Origin of the sequence: Microbacterium sp. NPDC058269 (assembly GCF_042881445.1) — a bacterium.
In the GTDB taxonomy this organism is placed as follows: Bacteria; Actinomycetota; Actinomycetes; order Actinomycetales; family Microbacteriaceae; genus Microbacterium.
Genome location: NZ_JBHVXT010000001.1, coordinates 1,257,805 through 1,274,996, shown reverse-complemented (window position 1 = coordinate 1,274,996; position 17,192 = coordinate 1,257,805). Strand labels below are relative to the sequence as shown.

Annotated in this window: 12 protein-coding genes; 8 read left to right on the top strand and 4 right to left on the bottom strand. The window is 65.4% G+C overall.

Features of this window, described 5'->3' with window-relative positions; translation table 11 throughout:
• Positions 1-1,224, bottom strand: a 1,224-nt coding sequence (locus tag ACFVWL_RS06295; RefSeq protein ID WP_387179945.1) for a hypothetical protein, incomplete at its 3' end; no start/stop codon positions are given.
• Between the two features lie 102 nt (positions 1,225-1,326).
• Complete coding sequence (locus tag ACFVWL_RS06290) at positions 1,327-2,331, bottom strand: hypothetical protein (RefSeq protein ID WP_387179942.1); 1,005 nt, start codon at positions 2,329-2,331, stop codon at positions 1,327-1,329.
• A 531-nt stretch (positions 2,332-2,862) separates the two neighbouring features.
• On the opposite strand from ACFVWL_RS06290, the gene dnaB reads away from it, so the two are divergent.
• Together dnaB and ACFVWL_RS06280 are read left to right on the top strand one after the other, a co-directional pair.
• Positions 2,863-4,236, top strand: coding sequence for a replicative DNA helicase (gene dnaB, locus ACFVWL_RS06285; RefSeq protein WP_017829839.1), 1,374 nt, complete (start codon positions 2,863-2,865; stop codon positions 4,234-4,236).
• Positions 4,237-5,315: 1,079 nt separating this feature from the next.
• Positions 5,316-6,044 (top strand): hypothetical protein, encoded by a 729-nt coding sequence (locus ACFVWL_RS06280; protein ID WP_387179939.1) that lies wholly within the window; start codon positions 5,316-5,318, stop codon positions 6,042-6,044.
• 162 nt (positions 6,045-6,206) lie between these two features.
• On the opposite strand, the gene ACFVWL_RS06275 is transcribed toward ACFVWL_RS06280, so the two are convergent.
• Complete coding sequence (locus ACFVWL_RS06275) at positions 6,207-7,997, bottom strand: DUF5979 domain-containing protein (RefSeq protein WP_387179936.1); 1,791 nt, start codon at positions 7,995-7,997, stop codon at positions 6,207-6,209.
• Between the two features lie 183 nt (positions 7,998-8,180).
• Positions 8,181-9,518 (bottom strand): alpha-L-fucosidase, encoded by a 1,338-nt coding sequence (locus ACFVWL_RS06270; RefSeq protein WP_387179933.1) that lies wholly within the window; start codon positions 9,516-9,518, stop codon positions 8,181-8,183.
• A 181-nt stretch (positions 9,519-9,699) separates the two neighbouring features.
• Here ACFVWL_RS06270 and ACFVWL_RS06265 point away from each other — a divergent pair, with 181 nt between their 5' ends.
• The 6 genes from ACFVWL_RS06265 to ACFVWL_RS06240 all read left to right on the top strand — a co-directional run bounded on the left by ACFVWL_RS06265 (position 9,700) and on the right by ACFVWL_RS06240 (position 17,153).
• Positions 9,700-10,971 (top strand): ABC transporter substrate-binding protein, encoded by a 1,272-nt coding sequence (locus ACFVWL_RS06265; RefSeq protein WP_387179930.1) that lies wholly within the window; start codon positions 9,700-9,702, stop codon positions 10,969-10,971.
• 62 nt (positions 10,972-11,033) lie between these two features.
• Complete coding sequence (locus tag ACFVWL_RS06260) at positions 11,034-11,909, top strand: carbohydrate ABC transporter permease (protein ID WP_387179928.1); 876 nt, start codon at positions 11,034-11,036, stop codon at positions 11,907-11,909.
• A 4-nt stretch (positions 11,910-11,913) separates the two neighbouring features.
• On the top strand, positions 11,914-12,783 hold the full coding sequence (locus ACFVWL_RS06255) for a carbohydrate ABC transporter permease (RefSeq protein ID WP_105528278.1): 870 nt from the start codon (positions 11,914-11,916) through the stop codon (positions 12,781-12,783).
• A 101-nt stretch (positions 12,784-12,884) separates the two neighbouring features.
• The gene (locus ACFVWL_RS06250) at positions 12,885-15,215 is read left to right on the top strand and encodes a carbohydrate binding domain-containing protein (protein ID WP_387179923.1); all 2,331 of its coding nucleotides are present in this window, start codon (positions 12,885-12,887) and stop codon (positions 15,213-15,215) included.
• A 104-nt stretch (positions 15,216-15,319) separates the two neighbouring features.
• Positions 15,320-16,048 carry a hypothetical protein gene (locus tag ACFVWL_RS06245; protein WP_387179920.1) on the top strand — a complete coding sequence of 243 codons (729 nt, stop codon included), beginning with the start codon at positions 15,320-15,322 and terminating at the stop codon, positions 16,046-16,048.
• A gap of 91 nt (positions 16,049-16,139) precedes the next feature.
• Positions 16,140-17,153, top strand: a complete 1,014-nt coding sequence (locus tag ACFVWL_RS06240; RefSeq protein ID WP_387179917.1) for a LacI family DNA-binding transcriptional regulator — start codon at positions 16,140-16,142, stop codon at positions 17,151-17,153.
• Positions 17,154-17,192 lie beyond the last annotated feature (39 nt).

The following is a 17,192-nucleotide window of genomic DNA, read 5'->3' as shown; positions in this document are numbered from 1 at the left end:
GGTGCGGGTGACGGTGGCGTCGTCGAGGACGGAGATCGCGTTGCCGGTCACGCCCACGGGGGCTGTGACGGGTGCGGTGATCTGGGTGCCGCCGAGGACGCTGTCGGTTCCGGTGGTGGTGTTGCCTCCTGTGGTCGGCGCGGGGGTGGTTCCCCCGGTGCCGGTGCGGGTGACGGTGGCGTCGTCGAGGACGGAGATCGCGTTGCCGGTCACGCCCACGGGGGCTGTGACGGGTGCGGTGATCTGGGTGCCGCCGAAGACGCTGTCGGTTCCGGTGGTGGTGTTGCCTCCGGTGGCCGGGCCGGCCGGTGCAGGAGCGGCTGCTCCGCCGGTCGCCGAGGTGTCGCCGAGCAGCGAGATCGCATTCCCCGACACCGTCACCGGTGCCGTGACGGGAGCAGTGGCCTGCGTGCCGCCGAGGATCGCATCGTCACCCGAGGTGCCCGCCGACGTGGCAGGAGCGGGGGATCCGGCCGGACCGGCCGTGCCGGTTCGGGTCGAGCTCGTGTCGCCGAGCAGCGAGATCGCATTCCCCGACACCGTGACCGGTGCCGTGATGGGCGCGACGACCTGTGTGCCGCTGCCGATGCCGTCGTCACCTGATGTGGTCGCACCGACGGGAGCGGAGGATGCCGGTGCTGCGGCCCCCTGCCCGTTCGGAGCGGTGCTCTCGGTGTCGCCGACCAGCGACACGGCGTTGCCCGTGACGGTGATCGGGGCGTTGACCGCGAGCAGCGCCTGGGTGCCCGAGAGCACTCCGTCCAGGCCGTTCGTCGTCACGAGGGGCGTCCCGGCCGATGTCCCGGCCTGGGGAGCCGGGCTCTGGGGAGCCGCGGCCGGGGCGCTGGTCGTTGACGTGTCGAGCACGCTCACGGCGTTGTTCGACACGGTGACAGGAAGGTTCACGGTCACCGCGGCCTGAGTGCCGGATGCCGTGCCCGAATCGCCACTGGTGGTGGCGGCCGGTGCCGGAGCGGGGGCGGGTGCGGGTGCCGGTGCCGGGGCCGGGGCCGGGGCCGGGGCGGTCGACACGGCGTCGCTCAGCACCGAGATCGCGTTGTTCACGATCGAGAGTGGCGCGGTGATCGCGGTCTCTGCCTGTGTGCCGGAGAGCAGTCCGTCGTCTCCGGTCGTCTCAGCCGCGTTCGCGGCCGTCGCGCCGAGGAGCGTGATGCCCCCGGCGATGAGCGCGCCCCATAGGGCTCGCTTGATGAAAGTGCGCATGATCGTTCTCCTGACTAGGTGGTTCGTCTGAAGGGTGCGCGCGATCAAAGTGCGCGCGCAGCACGGCTTCTGTCATTCCCGGGGGAACGACGTGACGATCCGTCAGTCAGGAGAGACGTCGGTGTCGGCGACCGGCGATGAGGGAAGCTCGTCGTCGGAGGCGCCGGATGTCCGCTCACCAGCACGGAGCGGAGAAGAGTTCACGTCGCTGAGACGCGCGGGGGCAGCGCCGTTGCCGCCACCGGAACCGGCAGAGGATGACGCGGGAACTGTGGCACCAGGCGGGCTCCCTGACGGAGGGCCGGTGGGCACAGGAGTGGTGTCGTCGACGGCTCGGGTCGCACCGTTCGTGGTGGAGAGCGCGATCGGCGACGGATATCCGGCCGAGGACGCGGGCGTCGGTGATACCGGTGGCGTCGCCGCGGTGTTCTCGACCGTGATGATGAGGGTGGTCGTCTTCACCGCAGGCTCGGCGACGCTCCCGGAACCTTCACCGGGTTCGGGTGTCGTCGACGTCGTCGGATCGAGGGCTTCGAGCACTGGCGGGACTGTCTCGTTCGTGACGTTCCCGAGAAGAGCGGTGGTGTCGTCGACCACGCCGACGACGTCGCCCACCGCGGAGATCAGACCGAGATCGGAGACGAGTCCGCCGACCACGGGGACACCGGAGACCGTGTCGAGAATCGGATCGGTGATCTGCGACACCGGTGCGCCCGTCAGAACATCTGTGACAGGCGTGACGACCGCGGTCGCGGTCTCGGCCACGGTGTTCACGACGGGTGCGACGGCCGGACCGACGACCGGAGCGTTCACGATCGGCTGGGTCACGGTGGCGACCACGACGGGGACGGCCTGCTGCACGGGCGCGACCACCTGGGTGACCACGGGGGCGACGACCTGCGTGACGATCGGGGTCACGGGGGCCGTGACGGCCGACACGGTGTTGCTGACGAGCGAGGTGAGCCCGTCGAGTGGACCGTCTTCCTGGTCGTCGGCGTGCGCGGACCCTCCGGAGAGAAGGACGGTGAGCGTCGCCCAGGCGAGCACGCCGAGGCCACCCCAGAAGACGACGGCAGGTACGCCGCGTCGGGTGGCCCGAGCGTCCACGTCAACCTCCCCCTCCGAAGGCAACGTACGTCGACGCAACTGCGTCGATTGGGGCTGACGATACTCGCGAGGGGGCGTCGTGTCTAGGGGGTTCTCCGCGCGTTTCCGGGGATGTCCGGGTGTGACGCGCCCGGAGAAATCTCGGCTTGACTTTCCCCAAGTTCTACACATCCCGCCCCCGGGGCGGGCAACCTTCAATGCCCGATTTAAACTGATTTTCATCCACAGGCTGGGGAAACGGAAAAAGCCTGATCCAGACGAATAAAAAAGTTTGGTTTACCGGTCCTCCACGGGGTTATCCACACCCGTTGTGCACAGACACTCCGATCTTGTTCGCACGCTCTCCACAGGGTTATCCACAGGCCGTCTTGCATGTGGAAACAGTCGCTCGTAGCGTGGGCGAGCGACCGAATGTCGGAGGCAGCTGTTTTGCTGTTCGGAGCGGTGTGAGGGCCGAAGGCCGCACGGGCCCCGCCGTCGAAGCGTCTCATCAGAACATCGCATCGGAAACGTCGCATCGAAGGGAAGACTGTGTCGATCGCTGACATCTCAGAGGAGCGCATGGGCGCGAAGCGCGCGCCGGAGCGCACGCCTCCCCACGACCTTCTCGCCGAGCAGAGTGCGCTGGGCGGAATGCTCCTGTCGAAGGATGCGGTCGCCGATGTGATCGAGACGCTCAAGGGCGCCGACTTCTACATCCCGAAGCACGAGCTCATCTTCGAGGCCATCCTCTCGCTGTACTCGCACGGTGAGCCCACCGACGTCGTCGCCGTCACCGACGAGCTCATCAAGACCGGCGAACTCGGTCGCGCTGGCGGCGCCGACTACCTGCACACCTTGACGTCGATCGTCCCCACGGCCGCCAACGCGGGCTACTACGCCGGCATCGTCTCGGAGCGTGCGATCCTGCGCCGCCTCGTCGACGCCGGCACGCGCATCGTGCAGCTCGGCTACGCGGGTGAGGGCGATGCGACCGACATCGTCAACAACGCGCAGGCCGAGATCTACTCGATCACCGGATCCGAGACCGCCGAAGACTACGTCCCGCTGCAGATCGCCGTCGACGCCGCGCTCGAGGAGATCGAGGCCGCCAGTGGCCGCGACGGATCGATGACCGGAGTGCCGACCGGCTTCAAGGAGCTCGACGAGCTGACGAACGGCCTGCACGGTGGGCAGATGATCGTCGTCGCCGCGCGACCCGCCATGGGTAAGTCCACGCTGGCGCTCGACTTCGCGCGCGCGGCATCCATCGGGCACAACCTCCCCTCCGTCTTCTTCTCCCTCGAGATGGGCAAGAGCGAGATCGCGATGCGTCTGCTCAGCGCCGAGGGGGCGATCCCGCTGCAGAACATGCGAAAGGGAAACCTCGACCCGCGGGATTGGACCACCGTCGCCGCGACCCGAGGGCGCATCAACGACGCCCCGCTCTACATCGACGACAGCCCCAACATGACGCTCGTCGAGATCCGTGCGAAGTGCCGCCGACTCAAGCAGCGCGAGGGACTGCGCATGGTCATCATCGACTACCTGCAGCTGATGACGTCGGGCAAGCGCGTCGAGTCACGTCAGCAGGAGGTCTCGGAGTTCTCGCGAAGCCTCAAGCTCATCGCCAAGGAGCTGCAGGTTCCGGTCATCGCCCTGTCGCAACTGAACCGTGGTCCCGAGCAGCGCACCGACAAGAAGCCTGCGATCAGCGACCTGCGAGAGTCCGGCTCGATCGAGCAGGACGCCGACATGGTCATCCTGCTGCACCGCGACTCGGTCTACGACAAAGACGTGCGTCCGGGCGAGGCCGACCTGATCGTCGCCAAGCACCGTAACGGTCCGACCGCGACCATCACCGTCGCGTTCCAGGGTCACTACTCGCGCTTCATGGACATGGCCCCCGGCGGCGACTTCAACTGATCGAATCTCGGTTGTAAGCGACAGGGTGACCGCGCGCGGCCGCAAACGGGGGGCTCGAACTCAGGTGCTTGTGCAGCAGCTCGCTCCACGCACGGGGAAGCGGGCTCCGTCGCGCACGTGTCCTTCGGAGCCCGGGCTCTCCTCCACTCCGGGTAGAGGAGAAGGTGGCCTCCTGGGCCTGACCCATGGCTAGGATGTCACGCATCTTTGGGTCGCTGGGGCGCGTTGCGGTTCTGGACGGCAGAGGTATCTGTCGCCCATCGGTTGTACGCGGTGAAGCGTCCCCGCACCCGACCTTCAAGCGGGTATGGCTGCCTAGCGACGCGCGTCGTTCGTTCCGGCGCTCGTGGCGTCAGCTCCGCGACGCCGTGCCCGCGACGACGCGGAAGAGCAGAGGTGTTACATATCTCCACTAGTTGTTTGAATTTTGTTACACTAGTGCGTGAGGCCCACGGCTGGGTTCATCCAACACCAGTTTCGTGATGACCTTGCCTGCGGTTGCCGGGGTGTGGGGGTGCTTGGTGGCCGCGTAGTTGCGATGTGGGCGAGGTTTCGGGGGAGATGATGACGGTGCGCACGGGGTGTGATGCCCGGATGCTGCGGAGCTGCTTGCTGTGGGGCGGCGGTGGGGATCGTTGACCCGACAGCAACATGGCAGGACGGTTCTTCGAGGAATCGTGAGATAGATCCCCGGAGCCATGGCAGGTGCTGCCCATTCCCCGCAGCACTACCGCCCGCGCTCCGGGCTCGACGTAGCGGACGCATTCGTGCGCTGAGCTGCGTCGAGCGGGATCGCCGAGTTCCCTCCCCGGCCTCGGCGATCCCGGCCCCCGGATTGTCTCCTTGGGCGTGATCGTCAGCGTCTATGCCTTGATCTGGCTCTGTAGTTGTCGAGCACGTCGCGGTCTGAGGCGCCGCGTCGCAGTGGGCAGCCCGTATCATGGCGTTCGAAGAGTTGCAGGGATAGGTCTTCATACGCTGGGCTGAAGTGCTGAGCGGCATGTGGATGATGCTGACGTATGGGAGAGGCGCGGTTCAGTGGGAGAGGCGCTCTCGTCGAACGTGCAGAATGGACGAGCATGGCGCGCCGCGTAGAGGACGTCGTACCCTCGCTTTCCGCGCGTTCTGTCTTATTGAGCCTGCTGTTCTGTGCTCGGCCTCCTGCGTTGTCTTTGAAAGCGATCCTGCGGGCGGGCGAACTCGTTGACGTCTCGCCCGCCACGATGCGGGTTGCAATCTCGCGCGCAGTTGCCACCGGCGATATCGATGTAGTCGACTCGCTCTACACTCTCGCCGGGCGGCACCTTGTGCGTTATCGGAACATCGGTGAGCACATCCGCCCCGCGACGAAGCCTTCTCGCGGACAATGGCGGGTCGTTGTCCTCACCGAGCGGGGGCGTACCGCGGCTGAGCGGACCGCGACGCGTCGGGCGCTGGCGCGGTCGAGGTTCGGCGAGCTGCGCGAGGGTGTCTGGCTGCGTCCCGACAACCTGCGTGACTCCGACCTGGAGATCAGCACGGAGTTCGAGTCCTTTCTCACGGAGCCGGCTGATCCCGGGGCGCTTCTTCGGCGGATCTGGGATGTCGACGAGTGGGCTGACGTTACCCGGGCTGTTGTCGAGCAGGTTCGCTCAGGGCCCGAGATCACCTTCGAACGATTCCGCGCCACGGTCGCCGCGGTACGTCTTCTGACCGAAGATCTCGCCGCTCCCCTCGAACTGCTGCCGGAGAATTGGCCGGGAGCGGATGTTCGGGCTGCCTACGAAGAGTTTCGGGCGAACATGGCCGCGAAGATGGCTTCCTCGTGACGGGCGATGCCATTGGACGACGGAAGGGTGCCGGATCATGGGGAGAATCCGACACCCTTCGAGCGGTCCGTGCACGTGAACCGCTCCCTTCCGTCGGCAGAAGGCCGGGAAGTCTGGCGAGTCTATTACAGTTTCGCTTCAGACGATAGCAAAATGTTCAATTTAGGGCGCGCTTGGATTTCGGCGTGCTCGGCGGAGCGCAGCTCCGGCGAGCACGAGCAGAAGCCCCGCGGATGCCGGGATGGCCATTTCGCTCCCGCCTGTGGTTGCCAGGCTGCCGGCGGCAGGGGGGACCACGGCGGCTGGGGCAGCCGTGGGTGCGGGGGCATGGGGCACTGCGGGAAGCACAGCGTCATTCGTGACGGTCGAAGTCGCGGTCTCTGTGCCACTGATCGTGAACGTTGCGGGGGAGATCGTCGCCGTTCCCCAGGTGAAGCCTGGGTAGACCGGCGGCGTGAGTTCCGTCAGCGTGACTGATGCCGTCACCGGAAGCGGCGGGGAGGACACGGTCTCTCCGGAGGCGGGAAGCTCGAGGGAGCCGGAACCTGCCGGGAAGCCGGGCCCTTCCGGGTAGGAGTAGAGAAGGGTGAACGTGGCGTCATCGGGAACGAGGCCGGCGGCACCCCCTGTGATCACCTTCGAGGCTTTGAACGCACCAGTTGCGAGCTCGGACTCGTTCGTCAGTGTGACGTCGGTTTGTGTTCCTCCGAGGAGCGCGAAGTTGTTGATGGAGAACGTGTGCCCGGTCCACGAGATGCTGGGCGGTGCCGCCGGGTCGTTCTCGATGAGCTGGACGGTGGAGTCCCGGGGGAAGTCGGGACTCGTCCACGTCGCGCCGTTCGCGACCGAGAAAGTGCCATTCTGGGTGGTGGAGTCCGGGAGAGTGATCGTGTAACTGCCGGTATAGGTGAGATCTTCCACGAGCGCGGCAGGACCGTTCACCGACTTGGTGATGGCGAAGCGCCCTACGCTTTCGCCGATCCCTGTGCCGCCCCCGCCTTGTCGGACGACGGTCGCGTTGATTTCGACAGGCTCGTCACCTCCGACTGTGACTTCTGCGGAGTTGCCGTAGGTGCCGAGGGTGCCGCCATCGAGGACCTGCGTAACGATGTGCAGCTCGTAGTAAAAGCCCTGTCGCGTGGTGAATGACACCGTCGTGTTGTCGGGGGAGATGGTGAGGTCAGCGGAGGGCAGCGGATGCCAGTTCCCCGGTGACTGGCTTCCCAACTCGCTCGTGACGATTTCGTTGGTGGCCATCACTTCGATGACGGCGGGGGCCTCGTTGAGGATCTGCTGCTGCGGGCCCAGGATGTCGACGATCGTCACCAGCTGCCCACCGGCCATGCCCGATGCGGGAACGGCTGGCTTGATGTACCAGTCGATCTGGTTGGCGTCGCGGTTGTAGAAGCCTTCCTTGATCGTGTCACGACCGGGGAACGCGCAGTTCTCTGTGCAGAGGTCCGGGGAGGGGGTCACGGTCACGACCGCGGTGACGTCGCCGAAGTCGTAGGTCGTCGCGGTGTTCTCGCGCACGGAGGTGGTGACGTTTGCCCAGAACTCGAAGGTTCCGCTGAGCCCGAGCGGATTTTCTGCGATGTAGGTCGAGTCGATGTCGCACACGACCTGGGTGGCGGTCACGACGCAGGTTCCCATGGTCTCTCCGCCTGGAGCGTCGAGCGTGAAGCTATCGGTCAGCCCCTGCAAGCCGGAGGGGAGGTCGACGACGAAGCCCGCGGGGGCTGAGGGATTGTCAGGTAGCGACCAGCTGCCAGCGAGCCGGGCTTCTCGCCCTGACACGACCTCGGATTCGGTGAACTGGATGGAATTCACCGACGCGGTGGTCGCATACGGGGGTGCTGCCGCTGCAGGGGTGGCCGCACCGAGAGCGAGGCCTGCGGCCCCGAGTATGGCAGCGATCGTTCGGGCGAGCACAGCGTGGACTTTCCTCTTCACGAGAGTCTCCTGGGTATGGGCGCGTCCTGAGTGCAGGGCGCAGCAGAGGTCATGCGAGGGGAAGCTGTCGTCGGTGCGAACAAGGCCTCGCCTGCGCGGGCGATCTTCGGGGCGTCGGGCCCCCGGTGGCTGAATATAACAGTTTTGAATCGAGTGAATCAATAATGTAATTCACCAAGAGGATCAGAAGCGCGGCGGCGGCGAGCCGTTCGGCCGGAACCGCACTCGGACGACGGGAAGGGGTCCCGCAGGCCGAGTCGGGGGAATTGTGATGAGGAGGTTGCCCACCGGATCATCGTCCCGGGCGTGCGCAGGATCGACGATGGCGCGGAAGGGGAGTTCCTCCCCGGTCGTCAGGAGCTCCACCCCGAGCACAGAACGGGGCCGAATGCCGCGCACGGTGGTGGTCTCGTCCGGCCAGGCGATGAGGTGAAGGTACAGATCGTCGCCGTTCGTCGTCGTCGGTCCGTAGAACTGCCAGGGTTCGAGCCCTGGTCGAGCACCGATCACGCTGTCGCGGTGTGTGCGCATCCAGCCGGCGATCTCGTGAAGCGTCGTCTCTTCTTCCGGCGGTAGAGCGCCCGTGCTGCTCGGCCCCACGTTCAGGAGGAGCGAGCCGCCGTTGGCGACGCAGTCGACGAGTGTCCGGATCAGATGCGCGGGGGTCTTGTAGTCATGGTCGTCCGGATCCCATCCCCACGTGTTGTTCATGGTGATGCACGCCTCCCACGCGTCGCCGAGAATCTCTGCGGGGAGTGACTGCTCTGGCGTCACGTAGTCGCCGACACCGGGCAGGCGGTCGTTGAGGACGATGTCCGGCTGATGGGACCGAATGTGCGCTTCCAGATCCGCGCTGTCCCATTCCTCCTCCGTGCGTTCCCACCCTCCGTCGAACCACAGCAGGTCGATGCGCCCATAGTTGGTGAGCAGTTCGGTGAGTTCCGCCTTCATCCCTTCGCGATAGGCGGACCACTTCATGGGCGTCGTGCGCGGATACTCCTCGAACGCGTACGGCGCGAACTCCGCCCGCCAGGCGGGGTAATCCGGATCTGACCAGTCAGACACCGAGTAGTAGAACCCGATGCGCAGTCCCGCGTCACGGAAGACGTCCACGTATTCGCGGACGAGATCACCTCCGCGTGCACCGTAGGGCGAAGTGGAGATGTTCAGCGGCGTCGCCTCGCTCGGCCATGCCGCCCAGCCCGAGTGGTGCTTCGTCGTGAACACGGCGTATTGCATTCCCGCCGCCTTCGCTGCGGACGCGATCGCGCGGGGATCCCACTCCTGAGGGTCGAACCTGTCGGCGTCCCTCAGATAGTCGACGGCCTGTTGCGCATGCACCCCCGAGCCGTCATCGCTGGTGAGCCCTACCATCGGCCAGGACAAGTCCACTCCGAGCTGGCTCGCCTGATCGAAATGGATGAATAGTCCGAACGAGGTGGAGCGGAACCAGTCCAGACGGGGATGGGGGGAGGAGATCTCGGCGGCCGTAGCCGGAGTGGGATGCGCGGCGATCGTCATCTGCTTTCTCTTCGTTCGGGGGCATCGGCAGCCGGGACACTTGCGGATGCTGGTCGCTTGACAACGCGACGCGCATCAACCTACACTCGCCAGCAGTACAAGGCAACCGGTTGCCTAACTCGTCTTCCCTGGCGCTGAGGCAACCGAGTACTTCCTTCCTGTCCCGACGAGGAGCCCTTCAATGAAGAAGTCACAGCGACACATCACCCGTTCCACCACTGCCATCACCATCGCGGTGACGGCAGTGGTTCTCGCCGGGTGCTCATCCGGCGGGGCATCCACGACGACCGAAGACGGGCAGACCGTCTTGAAGGTGTACGGGTGGAAGGGGAGCGAAGGTGAGCCGGCGAACGTCGCCGAGATCAACGCGGCCTTCGAGAAGGCCAACCCCGACATCAAGCTCGAGTTCGAGGCGGTTCCCGCGAACGAGGCGTATTCGCAGCGTGTGCAACCCGAGCTGTTGGCGGGCAACGCCGCCGACGTGATCATGCTGGACAGCAACCTCCTCGCGACGTGGGGGAAATCCGGATACCTCGCGGATCAGTCCTCTGCGGAATGGGCCGACGACATCATCCCCGAGGTCGAGAGCTTCGCGACCTACGACGATGCGGTGCTCGGCATGCCCATGGAGGCCATCGGCGTCGGCCTGTACTCGAACACGGATCTGCTCAGCGAGGTGGGGGTGAATGAAGTTCCGACCGATTGGGACGGATTCGTCGACGCGCTCACGAAGCTGAAGGCAGCCGGACACGATCCCATCACCCTTCCGGACAAGGCCGGGTGGACGGGAGCGATGGCGTTGCTGAACGCTGCGGCCACGACCGTCGACAAGGGCTGGGACGAAGAGTTCTACCAGGGCGATGCCAGCTTCTCGGACTGGAGGCCGGCCGTCGAGCAACTGCTCGATCTGCAGGAGCAGGGCTTCATCGATTGGAAGACCGAGCTCGGCGAAGACGAATGGTCGCAGGGGGCAGACGACTTCGCAGCCGGCGACACGGGCTTCTGGCTCCAGGGCGCCTGGAACCTCGGCGGCGTCACCGAGGCCGGAATCAACAGTCAGTTCACGGCGTGGCCCGGCGGAGAGGCGGGGAGCGACCCCAACGAGCTGCTGTTCGTCGGCACGATGTGGGGTGTGAACGAGGCGTCTCCGGTCAAGGATGCTGCAGCGAAATACGTGGACTTCTGGTCCCAGCCGGAGAACCTCGATCTGTTCCTCCAGGCGGAGAACGCGATCTCTCCGTTCGAATCGGGTACAAGCCCGAAGAGCGACGCGACGGGCGAGTTCCTCGCATCCTATGAAGCCGGGAACTATCGGTTCATGCAGACGAATACGTGGATGGCAGGCGACGTGCAGACGCAGATGGGTTCTCGCCTGCAGGCCCTTTTCCTCGACGAGATCACGGTCGACGAGTTCCTCGACGAGATGGACGGGATCGCGAAGAAGGCGGAGTAGCCCCGTTCCTGGTGCGGTCGCCATCTCCCCGGCGGCCGCACCGCTCCTGCTGAAGGTATGTCATGATCTCCAAACGTCCCCTCGTCGCTCTCGGGTTCCTCCTTCCTGCGCTCCTCGTCTACGGGCTGCTCATCCTCTACCCCCTGGTGAATGGGCTCTGGCTCAGCTTCACGGACAGCAGCGGGGGTCCTCGGGCGGACTTCGTCGGTCTCGAACAGTACTTGCGGCTGTTCACCGACGGGGAGGTGATCCGCGCGGTCGGCACGACCGTCGTCTACGCGGTCATCGTCGTCGTCTTCCAGAACCTCTTCGGGTTGCTTCTGGCCCGAGCGCTCTACAACCGGCCGCGGATCCGCAAGCCGGTCAGCGTCCTCATCCTCATGCCGACGCTCGTCGCCCCGGTTATGGCGTCCTTTATCTTCTCCTACCTTTACGCGCCCGACGGCACGATCAATGAAGTGCTTCGCACCCTCGGGCTCGACTCCCTCACTCGCATCTGGCTGGGCGAGACGGGCACTGCCCTGGGTGCGGTGGCGCTGGTCAACATCTGGATGTTCGCCGGCTACTCCGCAGCGATCTTCCTCGCCGGCTACCTCGCGTTGCCCGCCGATGTTCTGGAAGCAGCCGACCTCGATGGTGCGACGGGGTTCCGCAGGTTCCGCACGATCGAATGGCCTCTTCTCGCCCCTTCGCTCACGGTGAACGTCACTCTCTCTCTGATCGGCTCGCTCAAGGTGTTCGAGTTCCCGTTCGTCCTGACCAACGGCGGGCCGGCCGGATCCACCACGACACTCACCCTCCTCGTCTACCGCAAGGTTTTCGGCGGGGCGGGCGAGTTCGCCTACGGGGTGACGATCGCCGTCCTCCTGCTCGTCATCGTCGTGGTGCTCAGCAGCGTCGCCACGTCCATTCTGCGCATGCGCGAGAAAAGGATCTGAGTTCATGACCGCATCGCTCCCCGCCCCGACCCGGTCACGCGACCACCGTCTCTGGAACGCGGGCAAACGCCGGCTCGGCGACTTCGGACTCATCGTCGGTGTCGCGTTGCTCCTCATCCCCTTCGCCTTCGCGGTGCTCACCGCGATCCGTCCGGCCGCTGACGTGTCAGCGAATCCGCTGGGGTGGCCGGAGCACCTGACCATCGACAACGTCGTGGATGCGTTCCTGCGCATCAACTACGCGCAGAGCGTCGCCAACACCCTGATAATCCTGGTGAGCTCCTGTGTGCTGACTGTCGCCTTCGGCGCCATGGCCAGTTACCCCCTGAGCCGGATCGGGCGCTCCTGGACGAACACCATGTACCGCGTGTTCATCATCGGCACGACCATTCCGATCTACGTGCTCATCGCGCCGCTGTACCTTATGGTTCGAGACCTGCACATCCTGGGGACGCACCTCAGCGTCATCCTCATTTACACGGCTATGAACCTGCCGATCGCCGTGTTCTTCTACACCAGCTTCATGCGCCAGGTTCCGACAGAACTCGAGGAGGCCGCCGCGATCGATGGTGCGGGTCCTCTTCGCATCTTCTTCGTCGTGATATTCCCGCTACTGGCACCCGTGACCGCGACCCTGGTGACGTTCATCAGCCTCGTCGTGTGGAACGACCTGATTGTTCCCCTCGTGTTTCTCCAGGGTGAGCAGAACCGCACGATCATGGCGAATGCGTATGCCCTGATCGACCCGAACACCGTGGAGCCGACGACGCTGTTCCCGGCGGCGCTCCTCGGCGTCCTGCCCCTGGTCCTGGTGTTCAGCTTCCTGCAGCGCTATGTCGTCGCCGGCATGTCGGCGGGTGCCGTGAAGTCCTGATCCCGGTCGGAGCATCCGCTCGCGATCGCCTGAAGAAGGGAAGTGCAATGATGCATTCTGCTCCACCCTCCGTCGCTGCAGTGCGACACAAGACAGGCCGCTTGAGGGCGGCGCTCACGGCTGCCGTCGGAGTGGCTGTGGCGTTCAGCTCCTTGACGGGGCTCGGCGCGTCGCCCGCACGCGCAGCCGACACCGCATACTTCGTCGATTGCGGGGCGCCGACGAACGGCACCGGCACACAGAACAATCCGTGGAACTCGCTCGCCGCGATCCACGCCCCCGGTGGCGCGTTCGGCGCCGGGGACGCCATCAGGCTCAAAGCCGGGACGAGCTGTACCGGATCGTTCGCGGCAGCGGGAAGCGGAACAGCCGCGAAACCCATCACCCTGACCAGCTACGGCACCGGCGCGAAGCCGATCATCAATGGCGGGGGCGCCGTCGAGGCACCTGTCATCGTGCGGGATGTCAGCTACTGGACGGTCGACGGACTGGAACTGACGAACATCGCTGCGGCCGAGGGCAAGCGAAGCGGTGTTCTCGTGGAGAACACCGGCAATGTCAAACGATCCGGCATCACCATCAAGAACCTCGATGTTCACGACGTCACGGGGCGTTCGGATAGAAACGCCAGCGACCGCTACGTCTCGGCCGGCATCCAAGTGCGCCTCCCGGCGAAGTCCAGCGGACTCACGGGCTACTTCGACGGCGTCACGATCGAGAACAATGCGGTCCGGGATGTGAAGTCGATGGGAATCGCCGTCGTCGGCTCACCCAACGGCGACGACACCATCAACCACAACCGCAACGTCGTCATCAGAGGCAACTCGGTGTATCGCGCGGCCGCCGACTCGATCCTCATCGGCGTCTCGATCGACCCCCTCGTCGAACGCAACGTGAGCTACGACGCCGGATACGACGCGGTCAACCGTGGCGCGATAGCCGGCATCTGGGCCTACACGAGCGCCAACCCGGTGTTCCAGTTCAATGAATCGGCTCGCACGCAACCAGGGCCGGACTCCATGGGGTGGGACTGCGACTGGGGCATCACCGGTTCGTGCACCTATCAGTACAACTACAGCCATGAGAACACCGGTGGTTTCTATCTCGAGTGCCTGACCTGCTTCGGCCCGGCGCAGACCGATATCCCCCGACTGATCGTTCGATACAACGTGTCCCAGGGCGAGGGGTTCATCAACTCGGCTAACGGAAACGTCAAGCTGGAGATGTACAACAACACCCTCTACAACCCGGACCGCCCGTTCGACATCCGCCTTCCCGCGAACTCGCTGATCGCCAACAACATCTTTGTCGGCTCGGGCCTGACGCGATTCGACACCGACCGGGGGATCACCGTCGACCGCAACGTCTACCACGGGTTCAACGGCCCGACCGCGGATGCCAACGCCATCAATGCGGACCCACTGCTCGCCGACCCGGGAACGGGCCGCGACGGTCTCCACACCGTCGACGGGTACAAGTTGACCGCCGGATCGCCGGCTATTTCGGCGGGTCGCATCATCTCCGGAAACGGAGGTCGCGACTACTGGGGCAACGTGGTGTCGGCGACGACGGCTCCGAACATCGGCGCCTACTCCGGTCCCGTCGTGGCGAAGGCGGCCCGCGCCGGCGCGCTGGTCGGCAACGGAGGCTTCGAAGACGGCCTGACCGGCTGGACATCGTATGGAACTGTGTCGGTGACGAGTTCAAACGCGCATGGAGGGACGAAGGCGCTGTCTGTCACTGGAGGTGCGGCAGAACGGGTCGTCACCGGCCTTCAGCCGAGCACGACCTACGTGCTTTCCGGGTGGGGCAAGTCGGCGACGACCACGAGCGGGCCGTACCTCGGCGTGAAGGAGTTCGGTGGCGGTGATCTCGCCGCGCAGTTCGCGAGCACCGGCTACACGCAGAAGACGGTGACGTTCACGACGGGGACGAGCGCGACGTCTGCGCGGATCTACTGCTATCAGCCCACGCAGACCGCATCGAACTGCGACGACATCGCTGTCGACCCGTTGCTGAAGAACGGCGGATTCGAGCAGGGCGTGCTCGGAGCATGGAAGCCGATCTGGGTGACGGACGACGACAACTTCGTCGTCGGACAGGGTGCCCAGAACGGCACATTCACGTTGCAGACGAACCTCAACGGCCACCGCGGAGTCGAACAGGTGGTCAACGGGCTGGTTCCCGGTGCGACTTACGAGCTCACGGGCTGGGCCCGGGTGGCGAAGCCGGGTGAGGAGGTGCGGATCGGGGTGTACGACTTCGGGAATCCCGAGCAGTACAGCGCCGTCACATCGGGAACCTGGACCAAGGTCACGGTCCCGTTCACCGTGGGAGCGTCGTCGACCACCGCGAAGGTCTACTGCCTCAAGGAGAACGGGCTCGACGTCGGCTTCTGCGACACGTTGAGCCTCGCTCGTGTAGGCGGATAGTCGTCGAGCTGTCGGGCGTTCGGACGGTCGGAGAATCGGTCGTTCGAACGCCCCACTCTCGGCAGGGAGCTGAAGCGGTGACGAGACGCGGATGGGTTGGAACAGTGAAACGACCGTATACGGCGGTGGGCATCGCCGTCTTCCTGGCGCTGGGGCTTTCCGCGTGCACTCCCGCACCACCGACACCGGAGGTGGCAGCGAACGACATCGCGATGACCGTCGAGGGAACGCCCGTTCATGCGGACGAGTTCCGGTACTGCGTCACCCAGGTTCGAGCGAGCGTCCTGGACACCGCGTCCAAGCGCGGATGGGTCGTAGACGAAGCCGCCCCGGTGCCGGACAACCCGGTCGGTGAGCTCTTCGTCGACCAGGGGGCTGCGCGTTGCATCGACGGGGTCATCCGTCGGCACGGTGCGGTCGCTCTCGACGTGATCGATGATGCGTCATTCGCGAGCTTGGTCGATCGGTGGAACGCCGACAACGAAGCCCGTCGGGCGGCTGCCGATGCCGGCGAGGTTCTCTACGGTCCGGTGGAGAAGTCGCTCGCGCAGTACGAGTTCCAGGAGATGTCCGATGCGGCATCCGCGCAGGAGAAGGCGGACGCCGTCGCGTTGACGGGCGATCCGGTCGCCTTGGATGAGGCTGTCCGCGCTCGACCGGAGGTAGCGGAAGGTCTGGACATGTCCGTTGCCGAAGACCGCATGATCGCCGCGCAGATCCTCGCGCGCGAGACGTTCGAATCCACGCATGCAGGAGCGATCGCCGACGCTGAAGTGACGATGAACGACGCTTGGGTGTCTCTGTTGACGATCTCCGATCTGATGGAGCCCTGAGCAACGGGGCAGGCGGCGACGGCTAGTGGGATTCTGAGAGGATGAGGAGGAGTCGGGAGGGAGAGCGATGAGGCCAGTGACATTGAAGGACGTGGCGGAAGAGTCGGGTGTCTCCGTGCCCACGGTCTCGCGCGTGCTCAACGGCGGCGGACATGTATCGGTCGAGACGCGGCAGCGTATCCATGAGGCCGCGCGGCGACTCGACTTCCGGCCCAACGCACTCGCGCAGTCGTTCGCGTTGGGGCGCAGCTTCACGGTCGGGGTTCTCGCTCAGAAGGCATCGGGCAACTTCTCGACGCCGGTCATCACGGGCATCATCGCAGAGCTCAGCAAGCATGACGTCGCCGTGCTCGTCTACGACGACGAGGACAATGCTGCCGCCCGGCCGGAGAACCTGCGCACGTTGCAGGCTCGACGTGTCGACGGGATCATCGTGGTGGGTGACGGTACGGATGTTCCTTTCCCGTCGATATCGGAATCGTTCCAGACGCCGGTGATCCACGTGTTCGGGCTGTCGGACAACCCAGAGGACACGTGCTTCCTTCCTGACGACGTGCAGGCGGGTCGGCTGGCTGCTGCGCACCTCCTCGGTCGGGGGAAGATGCGGATCGCGCACGTGACGGCGATGGCGTATTCGCGGGCGGTCCAGGATCGTCTGAGCGGGTTTCGCGACGAACTCGCTGACGCCGGCGCCGAGCTCGCATTGTCGGGGCCCCTGTTCGGGGACTGGACGATCCCGTGGGGCTACCGAGCGGGTCTCGAGCTTCTCGACCGGTTGGGTGAGTTCGACGCCGTGTTCTGCGGCAACGACTACATCGCGCTGGGCGTCACCCGTGCGTTCGAGCAGGCGGGGGTCCGGATCCCCGACGACATCGCGCTGGTCGGCTACGACAACTGGTCGAAATACAGCGGGAGCCCAGATCGATTCCTCACATCGGTCGACCCCCAGCTGAACAACCTCGGCAGAGTGGCGGCCGATGCGCTGCTGGCGGATGATGCCACGGCGCGGCAGCCGGGCGTCAGCTATCAGCCCTGCGTCCTCGTCCCGGGTATGTCGTCGGGAGAGATCGCCTTCGACGGACTGGGTGCGATCGCGCTTCAGTGAAGGCTGAGCGCGGAATCGATGCCAACGGCTGTGGAATCA

Bases quoted from the DNA above. Each gene is read 5' to 3' on its own strand.
- ACFVWL_RS06280 (WP_387179939.1), top strand. From the start codon at position 5,316: ATGGCGCGCCGCGTAGAGGACGTCGTACCCTCGCTTTCCGCGCGTTCT.
- ACFVWL_RS06265 (WP_387179930.1), top strand. From the start codon at position 9,700: ATGAAGAAGTCACAGCGACACATCACCCGTTCCACCACTGCCATCACC.
- ACFVWL_RS06260 (WP_387179928.1), top strand. From the start codon at position 11,034: ATGATCTCCAAACGTCCCCTCGTCGCTCTCGGGTTCCTCCTTCCTGCG.
- ACFVWL_RS06255 (WP_105528278.1), top strand. From the start codon at position 11,914: ATGACCGCATCGCTCCCCGCCCCGACCCGGTCACGCGACCACCGTCTC.
- ACFVWL_RS06270 (WP_387179933.1), bottom strand. From the start codon at position 9,518: ATGACGATCGCCGCGCATCCCACTCCGGCTACGGCCGCCGAGATCTCC.